An 18,801-nucleotide genomic window follows, 5' to 3' on the forward strand; every position below is an offset into this window, starting at 1 on the left:
CGCCGCGTTTCCACGGTGGGGCCCGGCCCGTTCTCGTTCCGCTTCCGCGGATGCCCTACCGCGGGCGCTCGAAGTCGATCGTGCTGTAGGCGCGCAGCTTCGACAGGCGGTGCTCGGAGTCGATCTGGCGGATCGTGCCCGACTTGGAGCGCATGACCAGCGACTGCGTGGTGGCCGTCTCGCTGCGGTAGCGGACGCCGCGCAGCAGCTCGCCGTCGGTGATGCCGGTGGCGACGAAGAACACGTTCTCGCCGCTGACCAGGTCGTCGGTGTGCAGGACGCGGCCCAGGTCGTGACCGGCGTCGATCGCCCGCTGCCGCTCCTCGTCGTCCTTCGGCCACAGCTTGGCCTGGATCGTGCCGCCCAGGCACTTCATCGCGCAGGCCGCGATGATGCCCTCGGGAGTGCCGCCGATGCCCAGCAGCAGGTCGATGCCGGTGCCCTCGCGGGCGGCCATGATGGCGCCGGCCACGTCGCCGTCGGAGATGAACTTGATGCGGGCCCCGGCCTCGCGGATCTCCTTGACCAGGCCGTCGTGGCGGGGACGGTCCAGGACGACGACCGTGACGTCCTCGACGGAGGAACGCTTCGCCTTGGCGATCCGGCGGATGTTGACCGCGACCGGCGCGTCGATGTCGACGAAGTCGGCCGCCTCCGGGCCGGTGACCAGCTTGTCCATGTAGAACACGGCGGACGGGTCGAACATGGAGCCGCGGTCGGCCACGGCCAGCACGGACACGGCGTTGGCCATGCCCTTGGCGGTCAGCGTGGTGCCGTCCACGGGGTCGACGGCGACGTCGCACTCCGGGCCGGTCCCGTCACCCACCCGCTCGCCGTTGTAGAGCATGGGGGCGTTGTCCTTCTCGCCCTCGCCGATCACGACCACGCCGTTCATCGACACGGTGTGGATCAGGGCGCGCATCGCGCGCACCGCGGCACCGTCGGCGCCGTTCTTGTCGCCGCGTCCCACCCAGCGGCCCGAGGCCATGGCACCCGCCTCGGTGACCCGGACGAGCTCCAGCGCGAGGTTGCGGTCGGGTGCCTCGGGGCTGACCTCGAGCTGGGACGGCAGGTGATGATCGGTCATCTGGGCGGACCTTTCTGTACGGCGACGGCCGTGGGGGTGAGGGTGCCCATGACTTTATCGGTTGATTGCGAAAGTGAGCAGGGCGCCCCACGCATGAGCGCCGTCAAGGCCGCCGCGCCGGCCCGCCGGCCGTCCGGGCGCCACCGGCGTCAAGATCGGTCCGGGCATGGGGGACGATGGGGACGTGGCAGGTAGGAACGGCAAGACGCAGACGATCCGGAACATGGTGCTGTCGCTGGCAGTGGTCGTGCCGGTGGCGGTCCTGAGTTATCTCTTCATCCCGCACGACGGCGGTGGCGCCGACCCGGTCAAGGCGGTCAGCTACCGCGTGGAGCTGATGACGGCCCGCCGCGCGGCGCCGTACGCCGTGGCCGCGCCGGAGGGCCTGGGCGAGGGCTGGCGGGCGACGTCCGTGTCCTACCGGGCGGGCGGCGCCGGCAAGGAGGGCTCGGTGTGGCACCTGGGCTTCCTCGACCCGGAGCGGCAGTACGTGGCGGTCGAGCAGAGCGACGGGCCGGCGGTCGCCTTCATCGACGGCGTGACCCAGGGCGCGGAGAAGACGGCCACCACCCAGCGGATCGGCGACGCCGTCTGGACCCGTTACGAGGGCCCGAAGTACAACGCGCTGGTGCGCGAGGAGCGCGGTGTGACGACGGTGGTCACCGGAACCGCGTCGAACGCGAACCTGACGAGCATGGCCGCCGCGCTCAAGGCCGAGAAGGCCGGGACGACGGGGGAGTCCCGGACTTCCGGCTGAGCACGACGGCCGGGGTGTCGTCGCGGTGCCGGCCGGCCGGCACCGCGGGTGACGGTGATCAGACCGTGGTGACGGCCTGCTCGAAGGACAGGCGCGGCGAGCGCGGGTGGTGGGCGTCCGGGCCCGGCTTGCCGATGTTGACGATCATCAGCGGGGTGTGGTCGCCGTCCAGGAACTCCTTCTGGACGCCCGCGAAGTCGAAGCCGGTCATCGGGCCGGCGGCCAGGCCGGCGGCGCGGATGCCGAGGATGAAGTAGGCGGCCTGGAGCGCGCCGTTGACCGTGGCGGACTGCTCACGGACCGGGCGCTCGCTGAAGAAGACGTCCTTGGCCTGCGGGAAGTGCGGGAACAGGGCCGGCAGCTCCTCGTGGAACTCGTTGTCGGCGGCCAGGATGGCGACGACCGGCGCGGAGGCGGTCTTGGCGCGGTTGCCCTCGGCCATCAGCGGGAGCAGGCGCTCGCGGGCCTCCTCGGAGCGGACCAGGACGATGCGCAGCGGCGACTGGTTGAACGCGGTCGGCGCCAGCTTGATCAGGTCGTAGACGGCCTGCAGCTGCTCGTCCGAGACGGGCTCGTCGGTGAAGGTGTTGGCCGTGTGGGCCTCGCGGAAGAGCAGGTCCTGGGCGGCGGAGTCGAGGGCGAGGGTCATCGGGAATCCTTTTCGCGTGGAGATGTCCTGGCTCGTGACGCCCACTCTACGCGAGATGGATTAACTTTCAACTAAATCGGGGTGCACGTGACCCAGGTCACGTTCCGGGGTGATCGCCGCAGTCGCCGGCCGGCGCCGCGGGGTCAGTCCTCGCCGTCGGTCTCCGGCGCCGTCCTGCGCCGTACGTCCGCGTCGGCGGACTCCGGCTCCGCCAGCGCCGCGTCCAGCCGCTCGCGCGCGCCCTCCAGCCAGCGGCGGCACACCTTCGCCAGCGCCTCGCCCCGCTCCCACAGGGCCAGGGACTCCTCCAGCGTGGTGCCGCCCGCCTCCAGGCGGCGCACCACGTCGATCAGTTCGTCCCGCGCCTGCTCGTAGCCCAGCGCCCCGAGGTCCTCCCCGGGGGCGGCCGTCGTGTCCGTCTCGCCCGTCGTCGCCATGGCCACCAGCCTAAGCGGGCGGTACGACAGCATCCGGCGCCGCGACGGCACGCACCGCGAACTCGCCCCGCGCGTCCCGCGCCCGCAGCTCCTCGTCCGCCGCCACCTCGTCCGCCGCGCGCACCACCGACCCGTCGGCGTGCTGGAGGACGGCGTAGCCGCGGCGCAGCGTCGCCGCCGGGGACAGCGCGACCACGCGCGCGTGCGTGTGCGTCAGCTCGGACTCCGCGCGGTCCAGCAGATGGCCCAGGGTGCGCCGCGCCCGGCCGGTCAGCTCCGCGATCCGCTCCTCGCGCTCCTCCACCATCCGGTGCGGCCGCTCCATGCACGGCCGCGCCCGCACCGACGCCAGCCCCCGCTCCTCCCGTTCCACCAGCGCCGTCACACAGCGCAGGGCCCGGTCGCGCAGCTGCCGCACCCGCGTCAGCTCCTCGCCCACGTCCGGCACGACGCGCTTGGCCGCGTCCGTCGGCGTGGACGCCCGCAGATCCGCGACCAGGTCCAGCAGCGGCGAGTCCGGCTCGTGCCCGATCGCCGACACCACCGGCGTACGGCACGCGGCCACCGCCCGGACGAGCCGCTCGTCCGAGAAGGGCAGCAGGTCCTCCACGCTGCCGCCGCCGCGCGCCACGATGATCACGTCGACCTCGCGGTGCGCGTCCAGCTCCTGGACGGCCTCCACGACGCGCGGCACCGCGTGCACGCCCTGCACCGGCACGTTGCGCACCTCGAAGCGGACGTGCGGCCAGCGGTGCCGGGCGTTCTCCAGAACGTCCCGCTCGGCGGCCGAGGCCCGGCCGCAGACCAGGCCGACCAGCTGCGGCAGGAACGGCAGCGGCCGCTTGCGCGCGGCCTCGAACAGGCCCTCCGCGGCCAGCGACTTCTTCAGCTGCTCCAGCCGCGCCAGCAACTCGCCCACGCCCACCGGACGGATCTCCGCTGCCCGCAGCGACAGCTGGCCGCGCGGCGCGTACCACTCCGGCTTGGCGTGCACCACCACGCGCGCGCCCTCCGAGACGACGTCCGCGACCTGGTCGAAGACCGAGCGGAAGCAGGTCACCGAGAGGGAGATGTCGTGCGCCGGGTCGCGCAGCGTCAGGAACACGACGCCGGCGCCGGGCCGGCGCGAGAGCTGCGTGATCTGCCCCTCGACCCACACGGCGCCCAGCCGGTCGATCCAGCCGCCGATGAGACGCGAGACCCGGCCGACGGGAATCGGGGCATCCGGGGAGGTCTGCAGAGCCATGGGGACGAGCGTAGCGGCGGGGCCCGACAGCGGGGGCCGGGCCCGTACGATGGACCGCATGACTGACCAGACCGCCCGCAAGGTCCTGCTCGCCGCCCCCCGTGGCTACTGCGCGGGCGTCGACCGCGCCGTCATCGCCGTCGAGAAGGCCCTGGAGCAGTACGGCGCGCCCGTCTACGTACGGCACGAGATCGTGCACAACAAGTACGTCGTGAAGACCCTGGAGAAGAAGGGCGCCATCTTCGTCGAGGAGACGGAGGAGGTGCCCGAGGGCAACATCGTCATCTTCTCCGCGCACGGTGTCGCGCCCGTCGTGCACGAGGAGGCCCGCCGGGGCCGGCTCGCCACCATCGACGCCACCTGCCCGCTGGTCACCAAGGTCCACAAGGAGGCCGTCCGCTTCGCCAAGGACGACTACGACATCCTCCTGATCGGCCACGAGGGCCACGAGGAGGTCATCGGCACCTCCGGCGAGGCCCCCGACCACATCCAGCTCGTGGACGGCCCCGACGACGTCCCGAACGTCGAGGTCCGCGACCCGGACAAGGTCGTCTGGCTCTCCCAGACCACGCTGTCCGTCGACGAGACCATGGAGACCGTCGACGCCCTCAAGGGCCGCTTCCCGAACCTGCTCTCCCCGCCCTCCGACGACATCTGCTACGCCACGCAGAACCGGCAGACCGCGGTCAAGCAGATGGGAGCCGAGGCCGACCTCGTCATCGTCGTCGGCTCGAAGAACTCCTCCAACTCCGTCCGCCTCGTCGAGGTCGCCCTCGGCGCCGGCGCCCGCGCCGCCCACCTCGTCGACTACGCCGAGGAGATCGACGAGACCTGGCTGGAGGGCGTGAACACCGTCGGCGTCACCTCCGGCGCGTCCGTCCCGGAGATCCTCGTCGAGGGCGTCCTGGAATGGCTCGCCCAGCGCGGCTACGAGGACGTCGAGACCGTCAAGGCGGCCGAGGAGCACATCGCCTTCTCCCTCCCCAAGGAGCTCCGCCGCGACCTGCGCACCGAGGCGGCCGGCCTGGTGAAGGAATCCGCTCCGTCCGAGGGGTGACCGCCGCCGTCCGCCCGTAGCGTGGTCGGTATGAACGTCTCGAACGTCACCGGCTCGAACGTCATCGGCGTGGACATCGGCGGATCGGGCATCAAGGGCGCCCCGGTGGACCTGACGGGCGGCGGGCTCGCCCAGGAGCGCTTCAAGGTGCTCACTCCGCAGCCCTCCTCGCCGGACGCGGTCGCGGACCGCGTCCGGCAGGTGGTGGATCACTTCGGCTGGTCCGACGCGCCCGTCGGGGCCACCTTCCCCGGCGTGGTGGTCGGCGGCACGGCGCGCACCGCCGCCAACGTCGACAAGGCGTGGATCGGCGTGGACGCCGCCGCCCTGCTCGGCGAGCGGCTCGGCCGCCCGGTGACCGTGCTGAACGACGCGGACGCCGCCGGCATGGCCGAGATGACCTTCGGGGCGGGCCGCGGCCGGACCGGCACGGTCATCGTGCTCACCTTCGGCACCGGCATCGGCAGCGCCCTGTTCAGCGGCGGCCGGCTCGTCCCCAACACCGAGCTGGGCCATCTGGAGCTCAAGGGGCACGACGCCGAGAAGCGCGCCTCCAGCCGGGCCAAGGAGGACGAGGGCCTCAGCTGGGAGCGCTGGGCCCGGCGGGTGCAGAAGTACCTCGCGCACGTCGAGGCGCTCTTCTCGCCCGAGCTGTTCGTGATCGGCGGCGGCGTCAGCCGCAAGGCCGACAAGTTCCTGCCGCTGATCCGGGGGATCAGCGCGGAGATCGTCCCCGCGGCTCTGCAGAACGACGCGGGGATCGTGGGGGCGGGGATGGCGGCCGCCGCTGCGGCCGGGGGCGCTCCCGTTCGAGCCGCCGCCGACGCGCTCTGACGTGGGCGATCCGCCGGACGAGCGCGATCAGACCGGCCACCAGGGTGCCGGAGTAGAGCCAGCCGGCGTTCAGCGACAGCAGGGTGACCAGCCCCATCAGCTGGGCGCCGGGCCCCCCGGTCTCGTCGCCCAGCGGCAGCGCCCCCACCGCGTAGGCGATCGGCGCGGCCACCGGAGCAGCCATCAGCTCGGACGGCCGCACGGAGAACGCGCAGGCCGCCGAGGCCAGCACGAAGAGCATCCCGTACGCCGGGGCGGAGCCGTGCAGCAGCAGCGACACCAGACCGCCGGCCGCGAGCATGGCCAGGGTGGTCAGCAGCCCGCTGCCCAGCCCCGTCAGCCGGGGTGGCGGCAGCCGGCCGGCCGTGACCGCGGTGCGGCGCGGCCGTGTGCGGTCCGCCGCCGGGGAGCCCCGGCCGCCCCGGCCGCCCTGGCCCACGGGCGCCGCGGGGCGGGGCACGGGCGACCCGCGGCGGACCTTGCGCTGGGGGATACGCGTGCTCGGTTGCTCCACGCGACCAAATTAGGGCCTGCCCGGCGGATCTTCGCGGGGGCGCGCCCCGGTGCGGACACCGCCGGGCCGGTACGTCGTGGTCGCCCGCCGTCGCGGCGGGCCAGGAACCGTCCGCCGCGACGGCGAGGGGCCACCGCGGCGAGGGTCCGGCGGCATCCGCGCGCACCGTGACCGGAGCCTTCGCCCGACCGCCGGACAGGCCCCCGGTCTCCGGACGCCCGCGGACCGGGCTGGGACACGCGGTTCGGCCACCACGGCCGTGCGTTCGACGGACGCCGTCCGGCGCCCCGGGTCCGGTCGTGGTACGGACCCGTAGACTGGATGACCGGCCCGCCGTGGGCCGAGCCCCCTTTTTCTCTCGCTAACGGGAAGTCGTCACGTGTCGCTCACGATCGGAATCGTCGGTCTGCCCAACGTCGGCAAGTCGACCCTGTTCAACGCCCTGACCAAGAACGACGTGCTGGCGGCCAACTACCCGTTCGCCACCATCGAGCCCAACGTCGGCGTCGTCGGCGTCCCCGACGCCCGGCTGACCAGGCTCGCCGAGATCTTCGGCTCGCAGCGGGTCCTCCCCGCCACCGTCGACTTCGTCGACATCGCCGGCATCGTGCGCGGCGCCAGCGAGGGCGAGGGCCTGGGCAACAAGTTCCTCGCGAACATCCGCGAGTCCGACGCCATCTGCCAGGTCATCCGCGCCTTCAAGGACGAGAACGTCGTCCACGTCGACGGCAAGGTCTCGCCCAAGGACGACATCGAGACGATCAACACCGAGCTGATCCTCGCCGACCTCCAGACCATCGAGAAGGTCCTGCCGCGCCTCCAGAAGGAGTCGCGGATCAAGAAGGACGTCGCCCCCAAGGTGGCGGCGGTCGAGGCGGCCAAGGCCATCCTGGAGGAGGGCAACACCCTCTTCTCGGCCGGCATCCTCCAGGGCTCGGAGAAGGCGGAGCTCCTGCACGACCTCCACCTGCTCACCACCAAGCCGTTCCTCTACGTCTTCAACGTCGACGAGGAGGAGCTGACCGACGAGGCGTTCAAGGACGAGCAGCGCGCCCTGGTCGCCCCGGCCGAGGCCATCTTCCTCAACGCCAAGCTGGAGGCCGACCTGGCCGAGCTGGACGAGGAGGAGGCCCTGGAGCTGCTCCAGTCCGTCGGCCAGGAGGAGCCCGGCCTGGCCACCCTGGCCCGCGTCGGCTTCGACACCCTCGGCCTGCAGACCTACCTCACGGCCGGTCCCAAGGAGTCCCGCGCCTGGACCATCAAGAAGGGCGCCACGGCCCCCGAGGCGGCCGGTGTGATCCACACCGACTTCCAGAAGGGCTTCATCAAGGCCGAGGTCATCTCCTTCGCCGACCTCGTCGAGACCGGCTCGGTCGCCGAGGCCCGCGCGGCCGGCAAGGCGCGCATGGAGGGCAAGGAGTACGTGATGGCCGACGGGGACGTGGTGGAGTTCCGCTTCAACGTCTAGTTGATCTAGCGAAAGGTCGTCTGACCTGCGGCGGAGTGGGTTGGGCGGCCTTTGCGGTCCGCACAGAGTCCGCAGCGTGCTGACTTCGGTCAGCGCGCGGGGGAGCGGCTACGCCGCTTCGTCGACCTGTTGCTTGGCATCGGCGGACTGGTCCGCGTACGCCTTGTCGACGGCGGCCCGGGTCCGCTCCTCGGAGTCGGGCCACAGGTGGGTGTAGATGTTCAGCGTCATGGCCGCATTGGTGTGCCCGAGGCGCTCGGAGACCGTCTTCACGGACTCGCCGTGCTTGATCAGCAGGCTGGCGTAGTGATGCCGGAGGGCATGGGGTCCGGTGCCCTTCGGTATGCCCGCCTTCGCACAGGCGGGCCGCCAGGACCCGTCCATGAAGTGCGTGTAGACCACGGGTCCGCCCTGCGGCGCCGTGAAGATCCAGCCTTCGGGCCCATCGGCGGGGAAGTCCCGCAGATGGGCCTTCATCGCATCCACCGCCATGCGGGGGAGCGGGACCATGCGGTGCGAGCGAGCGGTCTTGGGCGGGCAGACGTACACGCCGTGCTTGGCGGTCTGCTGGATCTGCTGCTCGACCGAGACGGTCGCGTGCAGCAGGTCGACGTGCCGGAGCTGGAGGCCGAACAGCTCACCGGGGCGGAGCCCAGTGGCCGCGCCGAGCAACACGAGGCCCTTGTAGCGCGCGGGTATCTCCTCAGCCAGAGTCCGTACCTGCTCGACGGCGAGCGGCACGATCTTCTTCCGGGGCACCGAGGGCAGTTTTGCCTCGGCGCACGGGTTGTGAGGGATCATGCGGTCACGGACGGCCGCCCGGAAGACGGCGTTGACCGTGTTGAAGACCGTCCGTGAGGTGCTGGCGGCCAGCCCGTGCGCGGTGGTCAGGCTGGTGACCCAGCTCTGTACGTCGCCGGGCTTGATCGCGCCGAGTGACCGCTTTTCCCAGGCGGGGTAGACGTAGCAGCGCAGGTGCTGGGCCACCGCCTTGGCCGTGGAAGGCCGGTGCGGCTGGATGGCCCGCCATTCCTCCGCGTACTCCTTGAAGGGCTTCTTCGCCGATCGCGGGTCGACGTACTGACCGGTGACCAGGCTGGCCGTGACCTCGTCGATCCACCGCTGGGCGTCGATCTTGCGGTCGAAGTGGCGGGCGTGCTCTTTACCGTCGAGATCGCGGTAGCGGGCACGCCATTTGCCGTTGGGGCGCTTCTGGATGTTGGCCAAGTGGCCTCTCCTTCGTGTCGGTTGTCAGTAGTGGCCGCCATCCTCGATGTCGCTGCTGAGCGTGCGAGCGTCACGCTCGTCGCCCATGAGGCGGAGGCACTGCTCGTGGATCGCCCGCGAGCTGTCGGGATGGGCCTTGATGTGGTCGGCGATGGCGACCACGGCGTGATGCAGGCGGTCGCGCGCGTCTCGGGCCTCGTAGAACGCCTCGACGGCCTCTTGGACAAGGCGTCGGCTGTCGATGTCGAGCCCCTCCAGGGGCGGGGACATCAGCTCTTCGAGGGGGAGCTCGAACACGCGAGAGAAGGCGAGGGCCTCGTCGAGGTTGATGCGCCGGCGGGGGGTGCCGTTCTCGATGCGCCAGACCGCCGTCTGGTTCATCTTGATGCCGGCTCTGGTCACCCGCTCCGCCAGCTCGGTCGTGCTCCACCCTCTGACCTCGCGTTCCAGGGCTACGCGCGCGGCCACGTTTCCTTCGCTGTAGAGCAGCGGCACCTCGCCACCCTCGGGCCTGTCGCCTGCCATCGAACCTCCATCGCCACCGTCGCTATCCCAATTGAAACATGAGCTGCCCGATTTGGGTAACCGCCAATCCTGGGGTACAACTCTATGCAGATCGAATCGCTACCTAGCCGAATAGGAAAGTATGCGATACCTGACCACCGCCGAGGTCGCCGAGCGCTACCGCACAGCCGAAAGCACCGTCCGCTACTGGCGCCACATCAAGAAGGGGCCGCTCGGCATCAAGGTCGGCAAGCGGGTGCTGTACCCCGAGGCGGAGCTGCTGCGCTACGAGCGCACGCTGATCGATGGCCGAGACGAGTGGGGCCTGGCCTCGTGAGTCGACGGCAGCCCCGGACACAGCAACGGCCCCCGGCGCGCCAACGCCGAGGGCCGGAGATTCCCCTGCACGTCGCCCATCCCTGAACGAACGAACCGGTGGGGGCGGGACCTTGCCCGTCCCGTCCCTCACCTGAGAGGAACGTCTATGGAGGACTCTACGTCCCCCGCCACCTCGAGCGCATCCGAGGTTGTCTGGCCCGCCGCCGCGGTCCCCGGCCAGGGCATCCCCTGGAGCAACGGGGACCGAAGCGGGGACCGAACGGAGTCACGGTCCCCTGCTGCACCCGCCAGCGGCGATGCTTCGACGGGTGTTCCGGTCGGGGACCGAAACACCCCCAGCGCGGAACATGTGCAGGTCAGCACCCTGGGGACCGGTCCCGCGGGAGCGGAAGCCGGGGACCGGACGGAGACTTTCGGTCTCCTGGTCCCCGAACCCGGTCCCCGAATCCCGGGCGAGCACGCCGCGCTCCGAGCCGATGGTGAGAGCTACGGTCCCCACGCATCTGTGGGGACCGCGGTCCCCGAGAGCGGATCGGGGACCGGGGACCGCGCCGGTACGGGCGGCGAGACGGCCGACGAAGGAGCCGCGCTGCTGGATGACCTGCGTGCGGCTATCGGCCGGTACGTCGTGTTGCCGAGCGACGAGGCGCTGACGGCGGTCACGTTGTGGGTGGCGGCCTCCCATGTCCAGCCCGCCCTCCAGCACGCGCCACGACTGGCGGTCGTGGGGCCGACCAAGGGGTGCGGCAAGTCCCGAGTCCTCGACGTACTCCATGAGACCGTGTACCAGCCGATGATGACGGTGAACACGTCGCCTGCGGTGGTGTTCCGCGTCATCGGCAAGAACCCGCCGACGCTCCTGGTGGACGAGGCCGACACCATCTTCGGCCCGAAGGCCGGCGACAAGGAGGACCTCCGTGGCCTGCTGAACGCCGGGCACCAGCGCAACCGCCCTGCCTGGCGGATCTCAGGCCCGGAGCACAAGCCGACTGCCTTTCCGACCTTCGCCATGGCCGCGCTGGCAGGCATCGGCGACTTGCCGGACACGATCATGGACCGCGCCGTCGTGCTCCGCATGCAGAAGCGCAAGCCCGGCGAGAAGGTCGCCCCCTTCCGCTCCCGGCACTCCGTCCCGGAACTGAACGCGCTGCGGGACCGGCTGGCCGCGTGGCTGACCCCGCTGCGCGGGGCGGCGGAGCGGCTGGTGCCACCGATGCCGGTCGAAGACCGGGCTGCCGACACCTGGGAGCCCCTGGTCATCGTCGCCGACCTGGCCGGCGGCCACTGGCCCGCCCACGCCCGTGCGGCCTGCCTGGCGATGACCCGGAACGAGGTGGTCCAGGACGAACAGACGACGCTGAAGACCCGGTTGCTCCGGGACATCCGCCGAGTCTTCGAGCAACAGGGCGACAAGGAGGCGCTGCGCAGCCACGACCTGCTCGCCGTCCTCGTCCAGGACGCGGAGGCTCCGTGGGCCGAGTACGGGACGAAGGGTCTGAACGCCTACCACCTGGCCAACCTGCTGCGCGACTTCGGTATCAGCCCGGCCAACCACCGCTTCGAGAACGGCAGGCAGGCGAAGGCGTACGCCCGTAACCAGTTCCTCGACGCCTGGGCCCGCTACTGCCCCGACCCCGCCCAGCCGACCCCCGCAGCCGGCGAGACCGTGGTCGCACGTCGAGCCCAGGGCAAGCCACCGGCCCCTCCGTCGGGGACGCTGCCCATCGGCCCGCCCGTTGGGCCTGCCGGCCCCAGGCCCACTCGCTGACACCAGCTCCGTATCAATCCGTCGCATCCGTCCCCGAGCAGGTCAGCGCGGGGACGGAGTTCCTCGCCGATACGGATCACTCCGTACCTGCGACCGCCTCCGTACCTGTCCTGACCAGCTACGGGACGGATGCAACGGATGCTACGAAGCCCCATCGCACCCGACTACCGGAGCACCACCATGCCCGAAACGAGCACCGACAACGCCCCCACCCGCCGCCGCAAGGGATTCTTCGGCCTGACCCGCCGATCAGCAGCAAGCTGGAGCGAACGAGCCTCTAACGAGGCTTCGTCCGCGCTTGCCCCCGCCCCAGGGGTGGCGGAGGAGAAGGCCGAGCGCCAGGGGGCGCCCGAGCCGGAGGAGGGCATAGCCGAGAGCTGCGCGCCCGCAGCCGACGCCGTCGCCCCTCCCACTCAGCCGCCGGCCGATATCCAACCGCCCGCCGAGCAGCCCTCCTGGCGGGACCTCGACGCCCCCGTCCTGCCCGCGCTGATGAACCGCAAGCGCACCGTGGAGAAGCGCGACCAGGAGAAGACCATCCGCTTCACGCGGACCGCTGTGAGCGTGATCAGTGCCGCCGCACACCAGCACGGTCAGAAGTTCGCCGGATTCGTCGGCGACGCCGCCCTCGCCGTCGCCCTCGGCAAGACGGGGCTGATCGGCAGCCCGGAGGACGACCCGGTCCGCCCCCTGATCGAGGCCGTCGAGGCACACACCGTCGCGCTGAACCGCATCGGCGGCAACCTCAACCAGATCACCGCAGCCATCCACCGAGGAACGGTGCCCGAGCGCGCTGAGGCGGTGCTGGACCGCGTCGAGCAAGCCGCCGAGAACAGCTACCGACTGATCGACCAGCTCCTGACGGAGGGCACCGCGCATGGTTCCTGACGTCTCCACCGGCTCCAACACCCGCGGACTCATCGTCTACCTCTTCGGCCCCGGCCGCCGCGACGAACACACCGACCCTCATATCGTCGCCGCCTGGGACATGGCCGGCGCCCCCGACCCCGGCCGCGCCTCTAAGGCCAGCTACTCCCAGCTCGCCAAGCGCCTCGACCACCACGTCGACCTGCGCACCCGCGAGCTGGGCGGCAAGAAACCACCTCAACACGTCTGGCACTGCCCGGTCCGCACCGCGCCCGGCGACCGCTACCTCACCGACGCCGAGTGGGCCGAGGTCGCCCGCCGCATCGTTCACGCCGCCAGCATCGCCCCCGAAGGCGACGACAAGGCATGCCGATGGATCGCTGTGCGCCACGCCGACGACCACATCCACATCATGGCCACCACCGTCCGCGCCGACGGACGCCGCCCCCGCACCCACCAAGACGGACAGCGCGCCCAAGCCGAGTGCCGCAAGATCGAAGCCGAGTTCGGCCTGCGCCGCCTGAAGCCCGGCGACCTCACCGCGCCCCGCACTCCCACCGGCGCCGAACGCGCCAAGGCCGAGCGCCAGGGCCAGACGGTCACGGCACGGCAGTGGCTGCGCGAGCAGGCGTACGCGGTCGCCGCCGCCGTACGAACCGAAGCCGACTACTTCACCGTGCTGCAGTCCCTCGGCATCAAGGTCAAAACGCGCCTCGGCCCCGAGACTGGCGACGTGATCGGCTACAGCCTCGCCGCACCCGGCGACACCAACGCGGCCGGCGAACCCGTCTGGTACGGCGGCTCGAAACTCGCCCCCGACCTCTCCATCAACCGCCTACGCGAACGCCTCCCCGACCAGAAGGTGGCCGACCACCCGCGGTATGTGGCGGACCCCGCCGACCCATGGCGGCACACCACCACCGCCATACACGCGGCACGCACCGTACTCGACTCCGGTGACGATGCCGCCGCCCAGGGGCACCTGGCCGCCTTCGGCGACGCCCTGTACAACATCGCCAGCGCCACGACCGGCCCACACCGGGCGGAACTGCAGGCGGCGGCGATGGCGTTCAACCGCGCCCGCCGCTCCGCCACCCGCGCCGACCACCAAGCCGCAGCCGCCCTGCGCAAGGCCGCGAAGGAACTTGCCTACGCCTCCGGCGAGCCGGGAGGGCTCGCGATCGCCCTGCTCTTTGCCACCATGCATCTGGCCCGCGCTGCTGCCAAGTGGCACGAGCAGCGCGGCCACGAACAGCAGGCGGCAGCAGCCGAGGAAGCCTTCCGCCACCTACACGCGGGCTACCAGCAGGCCGCCGCACCCGCCCTGGCGGACTTGGCCCGCCGCGCACCAGGAGTCGCAACCGCCCGCCGCTTCGAGCAGGACGTTCGTGCGGCCCTCCCCGACCACGCTGACCGGATCCTCGCCGACCCCACTTGGACCTCCCTGACCACAACCCTCGCCCAGGCCGAGACCGCCGGCCACAATCCCCGACGCCTCCTGGCGGAGGTGGGCGCCCAGCGGGAACTCGACAGCGCGGAGCACCCCGCCGAGGTCCTCAACTGGCGCATCACCGCTCAACCGAACCGCCGGATGCAAGCCGCTCGTAGGCAAAGCACCATCAGCGGCACATCGGCCAGGTCCGCCACGCCACACCCTCCGGCCACACCAGTGGCTACGAGGCCCGAAGAGCGCAGTCGACACCGCTGACCTCGGTCAGATGCCCTCGCCACACGTCGTGGTGGGGGCATCGGGTCGGGTTCAACGGCAAAGCTTCATGATGATGTCGTCGAAGTCAGGGAACTCCCGTGCCGCCTGCGCGATGAGCACCGTTGCCGACGCTCGGCGGCCCGGGGCGAACTGCTCCGCGATAGCTATCAGGTCGCGATTGGCCTGGGGAGCCCAATCCGGCTCGGGCTCGTATGAGGTGGCTGCTTCCCATGGGCCGAAGCCGTCAGCCAGCAGCCACAGGAAGGCGCCCAGGTTGCGAGCGACAACGCCTGTCTCTCCTTCGGACCCCAGAAAGACAACGGGCTGCTCCACCAGCTCCCGACCTGGACGAACCAGCCAGAACGCCGCGTTTCCGCCGGTGCCATCCTGGCCAAACACGCGGAAGTCATCGCCGTTCAGCTCGCTGTTGCCTGTCCACGCGCGGAACCACTCGGTGGTCTCATCGGCAGTCCGGAAGGACTCGTATGGTTCGAAGTCGACACCATCCTCGCCAATGCACTCGAGCCGGATCGCCATGGCAGCGGCGAGCGCGGCGGGGAACTGGCGATCTCCGTTCACGGGCATGCGAACAGAGTAGCGATCAGTTTGGGCTGCCGAGCTGCTGGTAATGCTGGCGGATCTCCAGCCGAGGTACCCGTGGGGCATGCTGTCACGGTGAGTGAATCCTCAAACGGGTGGCAGGCTTGGTTGAACAGTCTGGACGCGCGTGGACGGGCGGCAGCGGAGTCGCTGCGCTCCCGATTCGAAGCGCTCGGCGCGGCCGATGCTGGCGACTGGGCCAAGTCGGAGATCTGCGAGGACCTTCCACACCTCGCGCGGTTCATGCTGCTGCGAAGTCTGTGGCGCGGTCCGATCGGCAGTTGGGCCGATCCGGATGCCTTCGCTCAGCTTCCGGCCGCCCAGCGGCTCCTTGCTGCTGGGGCGAACAAGGAGGATCTCGTTCGCCTGGCGCGAGCGGTCGCCTATGAGGCAGTGTTCGCAACGCTCGATGAGCTCGACTCCGGGAGTGATGTGAACGTATCGGGCATCGATGTCGGCTGGCTCGTCATGGAGTCAGCCGAAGACGGCGCCCCGACTGGGCGAGCCCTCCCGGGTCTACACGAAGATCTCTTGGCTATGGACCCGAGTGGGCGTGATGGAGCGGACTTGTGGCAGTAGCCCTGGTGCGGGCCCGCAGCGCACCCTGATGCCCTCGCTGCTCGTGGCAGCGAGGGCATCAGTCGTCAGGCGGCGCGGGCTGCGGGTAACTGCGAGACCCACGTCGTGAGCTCGGTCAGGTGCCGGGGCTGCAGCCCGTCGTGTGGGTCGGGCTGCACGAGGAGGGTCGCCATTCCGCGGGCGGTGCGCTCCACCGCCCAGGAGTGGTCGAGGCCGGTGAAGTCGTCGTCGATCCACACAGCGGGGGCGTCGCCCAGCCATGCGTCGACGTGGTCGCGTTTCCACAGGTAGCCGTTGGGGTGGCTGGTGGTGATCTGGGGGCGCGGCAGGTCGATGTACGACAGGGTCGGAAGGCCGAGGAGCGGGCCGATGAGGGTGGTGGCGTCCTCCCGCCAGCTGGTGCACCAGACCGGGGTGACCAGGCCGGTGCAGATCACGTCCATGAGCATGGGGCCGTGGGCAGGGTCGAGCCAGACGGTGACCGGGTTGTCGGCGCTCCGGTCGGTGGGGACGACGTCGTGGCGGGCGTGGGTGGCCGGGGTCGAGCCGTGCTCGTTGGGGAAGGGTATGAGGACACCGTCGATGTCGAGGAGCAGGTAGGGCGGGCGCATCGGTTCCTCCCAGGGAAGCCGGGACGAATGGCTGGTCAGAGCTTGAGGGCGCGGATCAGCAGGGTGGTGGGCCAGTGGCCCATGCGGGGGTCGTGGAACTCCTGGGCCGAGGTGAGCCAGAAGCCCGCTCGGCTGAGGTGCTTCTCCCAGCGGTCGGTGTCGAACTCCCAGCGGGCGATGGGGAGCCGGGTGCGGTCGGGGAGGGTGACGTGATCGCGGCGGGGCCGGTCGTCGCCGGAAGGGCTTCGGCCGCCGCGCTGTGGGTGAGGGACGGAGAAGGCGAGCACTCGTCCGGGCGTGAGGCGTTGGGCGATGGCCGGCAGCAGGAGTTCGGGGGCGACGAGGCCGACGGCGCCGAAGACGGAGTAGATCGCGTCGAACTGCTCGTCGGTGGCGTGCAGGTAGTGCAGGGCGTGGCCGGCGACGAAGGTGAGGTTGTTCAGCCGTCCGTAGTGGGAGCGGGCGCGGCGGACCTGGAGGCCGACCAGGTCGACGCCGGTGACGCGAGCGCCGTGGCGGGTGGCGAGGTGCGCGGCGTTGTGGCCGGGGCCGCAGCCGAGTTCCAGGAGTCGCTTGCCGCGCAGGTCGGGGCCGAGGATCTCGGCGCCGGGACCTTGGCAGGGTCTCGTGGTCCATTCCATCCGCGCAGGCACGGAGAGGGGTTCGGCGAGTCCAGCGGCGGTGCGCTGGAGGGCGTGGGCGTGCCAGGGGGATGCCTGGGCGAGCACGTCAGATCTCCAGGAGGTGGAGGACGTCGGTGAGGTGGCGGCGGACGGCCTTGATGTAGGCGGGGTCGGTGGCCGGGTCGTTGATCCAGCGGATGGACTGCTCCATGAACCACTCGACGGCCCACATGCGGTGCCAGCCCAGGGCCCAGTTCTCGGCGGTGAGCCCGCCGCGCGGGGCGAGGGCGTCGGGGGTGCCGCCGGCGGTGACGTACTGCTCCAGGAAGACGCGCAGGCGTACGGGGTGCGGGGGCTCGATGGTGCCGTGCCAGCTGGCGAGGTCGAGTAGGCCGGGGCCGGTGAAGGCGCGGGCGAAGTCGAGCAGCCGCCACCCGTGCTTGCCGATGTGGAGGCTGGTGGGGTGGAACTCGGAGTGCACCCAACCGAACGGCGCCAGTGTTGCGCCTGCCGAGCGGGCCTCGGCGGCCTGGGCGATCTGGTCGAGCGCGTCCTCGACGTCATCGGCGTCCTGCCACCGGTCGGCCTTACGCAGCCGTTCGAGATGCTCCAGCGCCCGGGCCGGCAGCGTGCACAGTCGGTTCTGGGCGAAAACGGGCAAGGGCGGAGCCGTACGGGTGCCGTGCAGGACCACGGCCGCGGCGACGCCGTCGAGGTCGTCGGCCTCGCGGACGGACGGTCCGAGGTCCTCCATGAGCATGCCGAGCCAGCCGTCCAGGACGGCGGAGGCGTGGACCTGGGGGACGGGAACACCGAGGGTGTGGGCCAGGCGGAGGGCCTGGTCCTCGCTGTCGAAGGGTTTCTTGGCGTACTTGAAGATGGCCGTGGAGCCGTCGGGGAAGGTCACGCGCTCGACTCCGGACATGGACCACACGCGCACCTCCTCCCGTACGGCGGTGGTCTGGCCGGTCGCGGTGAGCAGGTTGTCGAGGAGTTCGGCGCTGGGGTTCGCGGTCACGTGAGGGCTCCGGGGGATGGTGGCGTCCGGGGCGGGCGAGGGGTGCCGGCCCGCCCCGGAGCCTGATCGGGTGGGGTTACGCGGCGGGGTTCACGCGGTGGGCGTAGACCTGCTCGATCCAGCCCGCCTTGAACGCGGCGAGGTCGTCGCGGAAGTTCGCCATCGAGGCACCGTAGGGCGCGACCACGCCGCCGGTCTGGTCCGGCACGGACTGGCAGCCGTGCACGAGCCGGCCGCCGAGGGCGGCGTGGGCCTTGATGGACTCGATGCGACGGTGCTCGTTGAACCAGCCGCCGTGGTAGACCTCGTCGAGCATCCCGCCCATCTCGTCGTCCAGGTCGAAGACGACGGAGGTGGCGGCGGGGAAGAACCAGCACGGGCCGACGTTGGAGATGTGCCCGTCCAGCTCCACCTTGTTGAGCGCCATCAGCGTGGCCGCCTCGCGAAGCATCCGCAGGTGCTCGGCGGTGATCTGCGGCAGGCCGAGTCCGGCCAGGTGCTCGTCGCGGAAGAGGTACGCGTACACCTCGTACGCGATGGACAGCACCCGAGCCGCGTCCGAGGTGGACTCGGCGTGGGCCTTGATGAAGTCCAGCGCGAGCTGCTCGACCGCGCTCTCGGTCGTCTCGTCCACGTCCAGGAGCTGGGACTTGACCAGCTCCCAGTCGGCGACGAGCCACGTGTTCGACTCGAAGCGGAAGAAGTACTCGGCCGGGTCGAGGGTGATGCGCCGGCCGTCGACCTGGACGCCAGGCAGGCGGCTCCAGCGCGGGTCGAACGCCTCAGGCAGCTCGACCGTGATGGCCGTGGTGTCGATGGTGGTCACCGTGTCTCCGTCTCTGATCGGCCAGGTTCGGGCACAGGTATGCCCGAGCCCGGTGTGGGCGTACGGAACTTCGGGGTGCCGC

21 protein-coding genes are annotated in these 18,801 nt (G+C 71.0%); 9 read left to right on the forward strand and 12 right to left on the reverse strand.

Annotated features, from left to right (window positions below):
• Nucleotides 1-55: 55 nt before the first annotated feature.
• Complete coding sequence (gene glpX / locus AB0K09_RS05885) at nt 56-1,087, reverse strand: class II fructose-bisphosphatase (protein WP_366064042.1); 1,032 nt, start codon at nt 1,085-1,087, stop codon at nt 56-58.
• A 184-nt stretch (nt 1,088-1,271) separates the two neighbouring features.
• Here glpX and AB0K09_RS05890 point away from each other — a divergent pair, with 184 nt between their 5' ends.
• Entirely contained in the window at nt 1,272-1,844 is a 573-nt protein-coding gene (locus AB0K09_RS05890) for a DUF4245 domain-containing protein (protein WP_366064043.1), read from the forward strand.
• 58 nt (nt 1,845-1,902) lie between these two features.
• On the opposite strand, the gene AB0K09_RS05895 is transcribed toward AB0K09_RS05890, so the two are convergent.
• The 3 genes from AB0K09_RS05895 to xseA form a co-directional block, all read right to left on the reverse strand.
• Nucleotides 1,903-2,493: a malonic semialdehyde reductase gene (locus AB0K09_RS05895; RefSeq protein ID WP_366064044.1), complete on the reverse strand. Its 591-nt coding sequence runs from the start codon at nt 2,491-2,493 to the stop codon at nt 1,903-1,905.
• A gap of 143 nt (nt 2,494-2,636) precedes the next feature.
• The gene (locus tag AB0K09_RS05900; protein WP_366064045.1) at nt 2,637-2,930 is read right to left on the reverse strand and encodes an exodeoxyribonuclease VII small subunit; all 294 of its coding nucleotides are present in this window, start codon (nt 2,928-2,930) and stop codon (nt 2,637-2,639) included.
• A gap of 10 nt (nt 2,931-2,940) precedes the next feature.
• Nucleotides 2,941-4,176 (reverse strand): exodeoxyribonuclease VII large subunit, encoded by a 1,236-nt coding sequence (xseA, locus tag AB0K09_RS05905; protein ID WP_366064046.1) that lies wholly within the window; start codon nt 4,174-4,176, stop codon nt 2,941-2,943.
• Nucleotides 4,177-4,225: 49 nt separating this feature from the next.
• Here xseA and AB0K09_RS05910 point away from each other — a divergent pair, with 49 nt between their 5' ends.
• Nucleotides 4,226-5,233 (forward strand): 4-hydroxy-3-methylbut-2-enyl diphosphate reductase, encoded by a 1,008-nt coding sequence (locus AB0K09_RS05910; protein WP_366064076.1) that lies wholly within the window; start codon nt 4,226-4,228, stop codon nt 5,231-5,233.
• A 30-nt stretch (nt 5,234-5,263) separates the two neighbouring features.
• Nucleotides 5,264-6,067, forward strand: coding sequence for a polyphosphate--glucose phosphotransferase (gene ppgK, locus AB0K09_RS05915; RefSeq protein WP_366064047.1), 804 nt, complete (start codon nt 5,264-5,266; stop codon nt 6,065-6,067).
• On the opposite strand, the gene AB0K09_RS05920 is transcribed toward ppgK, so the two are convergent.
• Entirely contained in the window at nt 5,949-6,581 is a 633-nt protein-coding gene (locus tag AB0K09_RS05920; RefSeq protein ID WP_366064048.1) for a DUF6542 domain-containing protein, read from the reverse strand. The two genes, ppgK and AB0K09_RS05920, sit on opposite strands and share 119 nt — an antisense overlap.
• A 379-nt stretch (nt 6,582-6,960) precedes the next feature.
• On the opposite strand from AB0K09_RS05920, the gene ychF reads away from it, so the two are divergent.
• Nucleotides 6,961-8,049 carry a redox-regulated ATPase YchF gene (gene ychF, locus AB0K09_RS05925; RefSeq protein WP_366064049.1) on the forward strand — a complete coding sequence of 363 codons (1,089 nt, stop codon included), beginning with the start codon at nt 6,961-6,963 and terminating at the stop codon, nt 8,047-8,049.
• Nucleotides 8,050-8,157: 108 nt separating this feature from the next.
• Here the strand turns inward: ychF and AB0K09_RS05930 are convergent, their stop codons facing one another.
• Both AB0K09_RS05930 and AB0K09_RS05935 read right to left on the reverse strand, forming a co-directional pair.
• On the reverse strand, nt 8,158-9,276 hold the full coding sequence (locus AB0K09_RS05930; protein WP_366064050.1) for a tyrosine-type recombinase/integrase: 1,119 nt from the start codon (nt 9,274-9,276) through the stop codon (nt 8,158-8,160).
• 24 nt (nt 9,277-9,300) lie between these two features.
• Nucleotides 9,301-9,801, reverse strand: coding sequence for a helix-turn-helix transcriptional regulator (locus AB0K09_RS05935; protein ID WP_365726057.1), 501 nt, complete (start codon nt 9,799-9,801; stop codon nt 9,301-9,303).
• Nucleotides 9,802-9,922: 121 nt separating this feature from the next.
• Here AB0K09_RS05935 and AB0K09_RS05940 point away from each other — a divergent pair, with 121 nt between their 5' ends.
• The 4 genes from AB0K09_RS05940 (at nt 9,923) to AB0K09_RS05955 (ending at nt 14,462) form a co-directional block, all read left to right on the forward strand.
• The gene (locus AB0K09_RS05940) at nt 9,923-10,117 is read left to right on the forward strand and encodes a helix-turn-helix domain-containing protein (protein WP_358978449.1); all 195 of its coding nucleotides are present in this window, start codon (nt 9,923-9,925) and stop codon (nt 10,115-10,117) included.
• 507 nt (nt 10,118-10,624) lie between these two features.
• Nucleotides 10,625-11,887 (forward strand): DUF3631 domain-containing protein, encoded by a 1,263-nt coding sequence (locus tag AB0K09_RS05945; protein ID WP_366064051.1) that lies wholly within the window; start codon nt 10,625-10,627, stop codon nt 11,885-11,887.
• 315 nt (nt 11,888-12,202) lie between these two features.
• Nucleotides 12,203-12,775 (forward strand): hypothetical protein, encoded by a 573-nt coding sequence (locus AB0K09_RS05950; protein WP_366064077.1) that lies wholly within the window; start codon nt 12,203-12,205, stop codon nt 12,773-12,775.
• Nucleotides 12,765-14,462: a mobilization protein gene (locus AB0K09_RS05955; protein WP_366064052.1), complete on the forward strand. Its 1,698-nt coding sequence runs from the start codon at nt 12,765-12,767 to the stop codon at nt 14,460-14,462. Before AB0K09_RS05950 ends, AB0K09_RS05955 begins: the two co-directional genes overlap by 11 nt.
• 51 nt (nt 14,463-14,513) lie before the next feature.
• Here AB0K09_RS05955 and AB0K09_RS05960 read toward each other — a convergent pair whose 3' ends face one another.
• Complete coding sequence (locus AB0K09_RS05960; RefSeq protein ID WP_366064053.1) at nt 14,514-15,047, reverse strand: SMI1/KNR4 family protein; 534 nt, start codon at nt 15,045-15,047, stop codon at nt 14,514-14,516.
• 90 nt (nt 15,048-15,137) lie between these two features.
• On the opposite strand from AB0K09_RS05960, the gene AB0K09_RS05965 reads away from it, so the two are divergent.
• A complete protein-coding gene (locus AB0K09_RS05965) occupies nt 15,138-15,641 on the forward strand; it encodes a hypothetical protein (RefSeq protein ID WP_366064054.1) in 504 nt (167 codons plus the stop codon).
• Nucleotides 15,642-15,706: 65 nt separating this feature from the next.
• Here the strand turns inward: AB0K09_RS05965 and AB0K09_RS05970 are convergent, their stop codons facing one another.
• The 4 genes from AB0K09_RS05970 to AB0K09_RS05985 all read right to left on the reverse strand — a co-directional run bounded on the left by AB0K09_RS05970 (nt 15,707) and on the right by AB0K09_RS05985 (nt 18,719).
• The gene (locus AB0K09_RS05970) at nt 15,707-16,252 is read right to left on the reverse strand and encodes an HAD domain-containing protein (protein ID WP_366064055.1); all 546 of its coding nucleotides are present in this window, start codon (nt 16,250-16,252) and stop codon (nt 15,707-15,709) included.
• A gap of 35 nt (nt 16,253-16,287) precedes the next feature.
• On the reverse strand, nt 16,288-16,980 hold the full coding sequence (locus tag AB0K09_RS05975; RefSeq protein ID WP_366064056.1) for a class I SAM-dependent methyltransferase: 693 nt from the start codon (nt 16,978-16,980) through the stop codon (nt 16,288-16,290).
• A 1-nt stretch (nt 16,981) separates the two neighbouring features.
• Nucleotides 16,982-17,893 carry an aminoglycoside phosphotransferase family protein gene (locus tag AB0K09_RS05980; protein WP_366064058.1) on the reverse strand — a complete coding sequence of 304 codons (912 nt, stop codon included), beginning with the start codon at nt 17,891-17,893 and terminating at the stop codon, nt 16,982-16,984.
• Nucleotides 17,894-17,969: 76 nt separating this feature from the next.
• Nucleotides 17,970-18,719 (reverse strand): hypothetical protein, encoded by a 750-nt coding sequence (locus AB0K09_RS05985; protein ID WP_366064059.1) that lies wholly within the window; start codon nt 18,717-18,719, stop codon nt 17,970-17,972.
• Nucleotides 18,720-18,801 lie beyond the last annotated feature (82 nt).

The sequence above is a fragment of the Streptomyces sp. NPDC049577 genome, from assembly GCF_040675635.1.
Classification (GTDB): Bacteria; Actinomycetota; Actinomycetes; order Streptomycetales; family Streptomycetaceae; genus Streptomyces.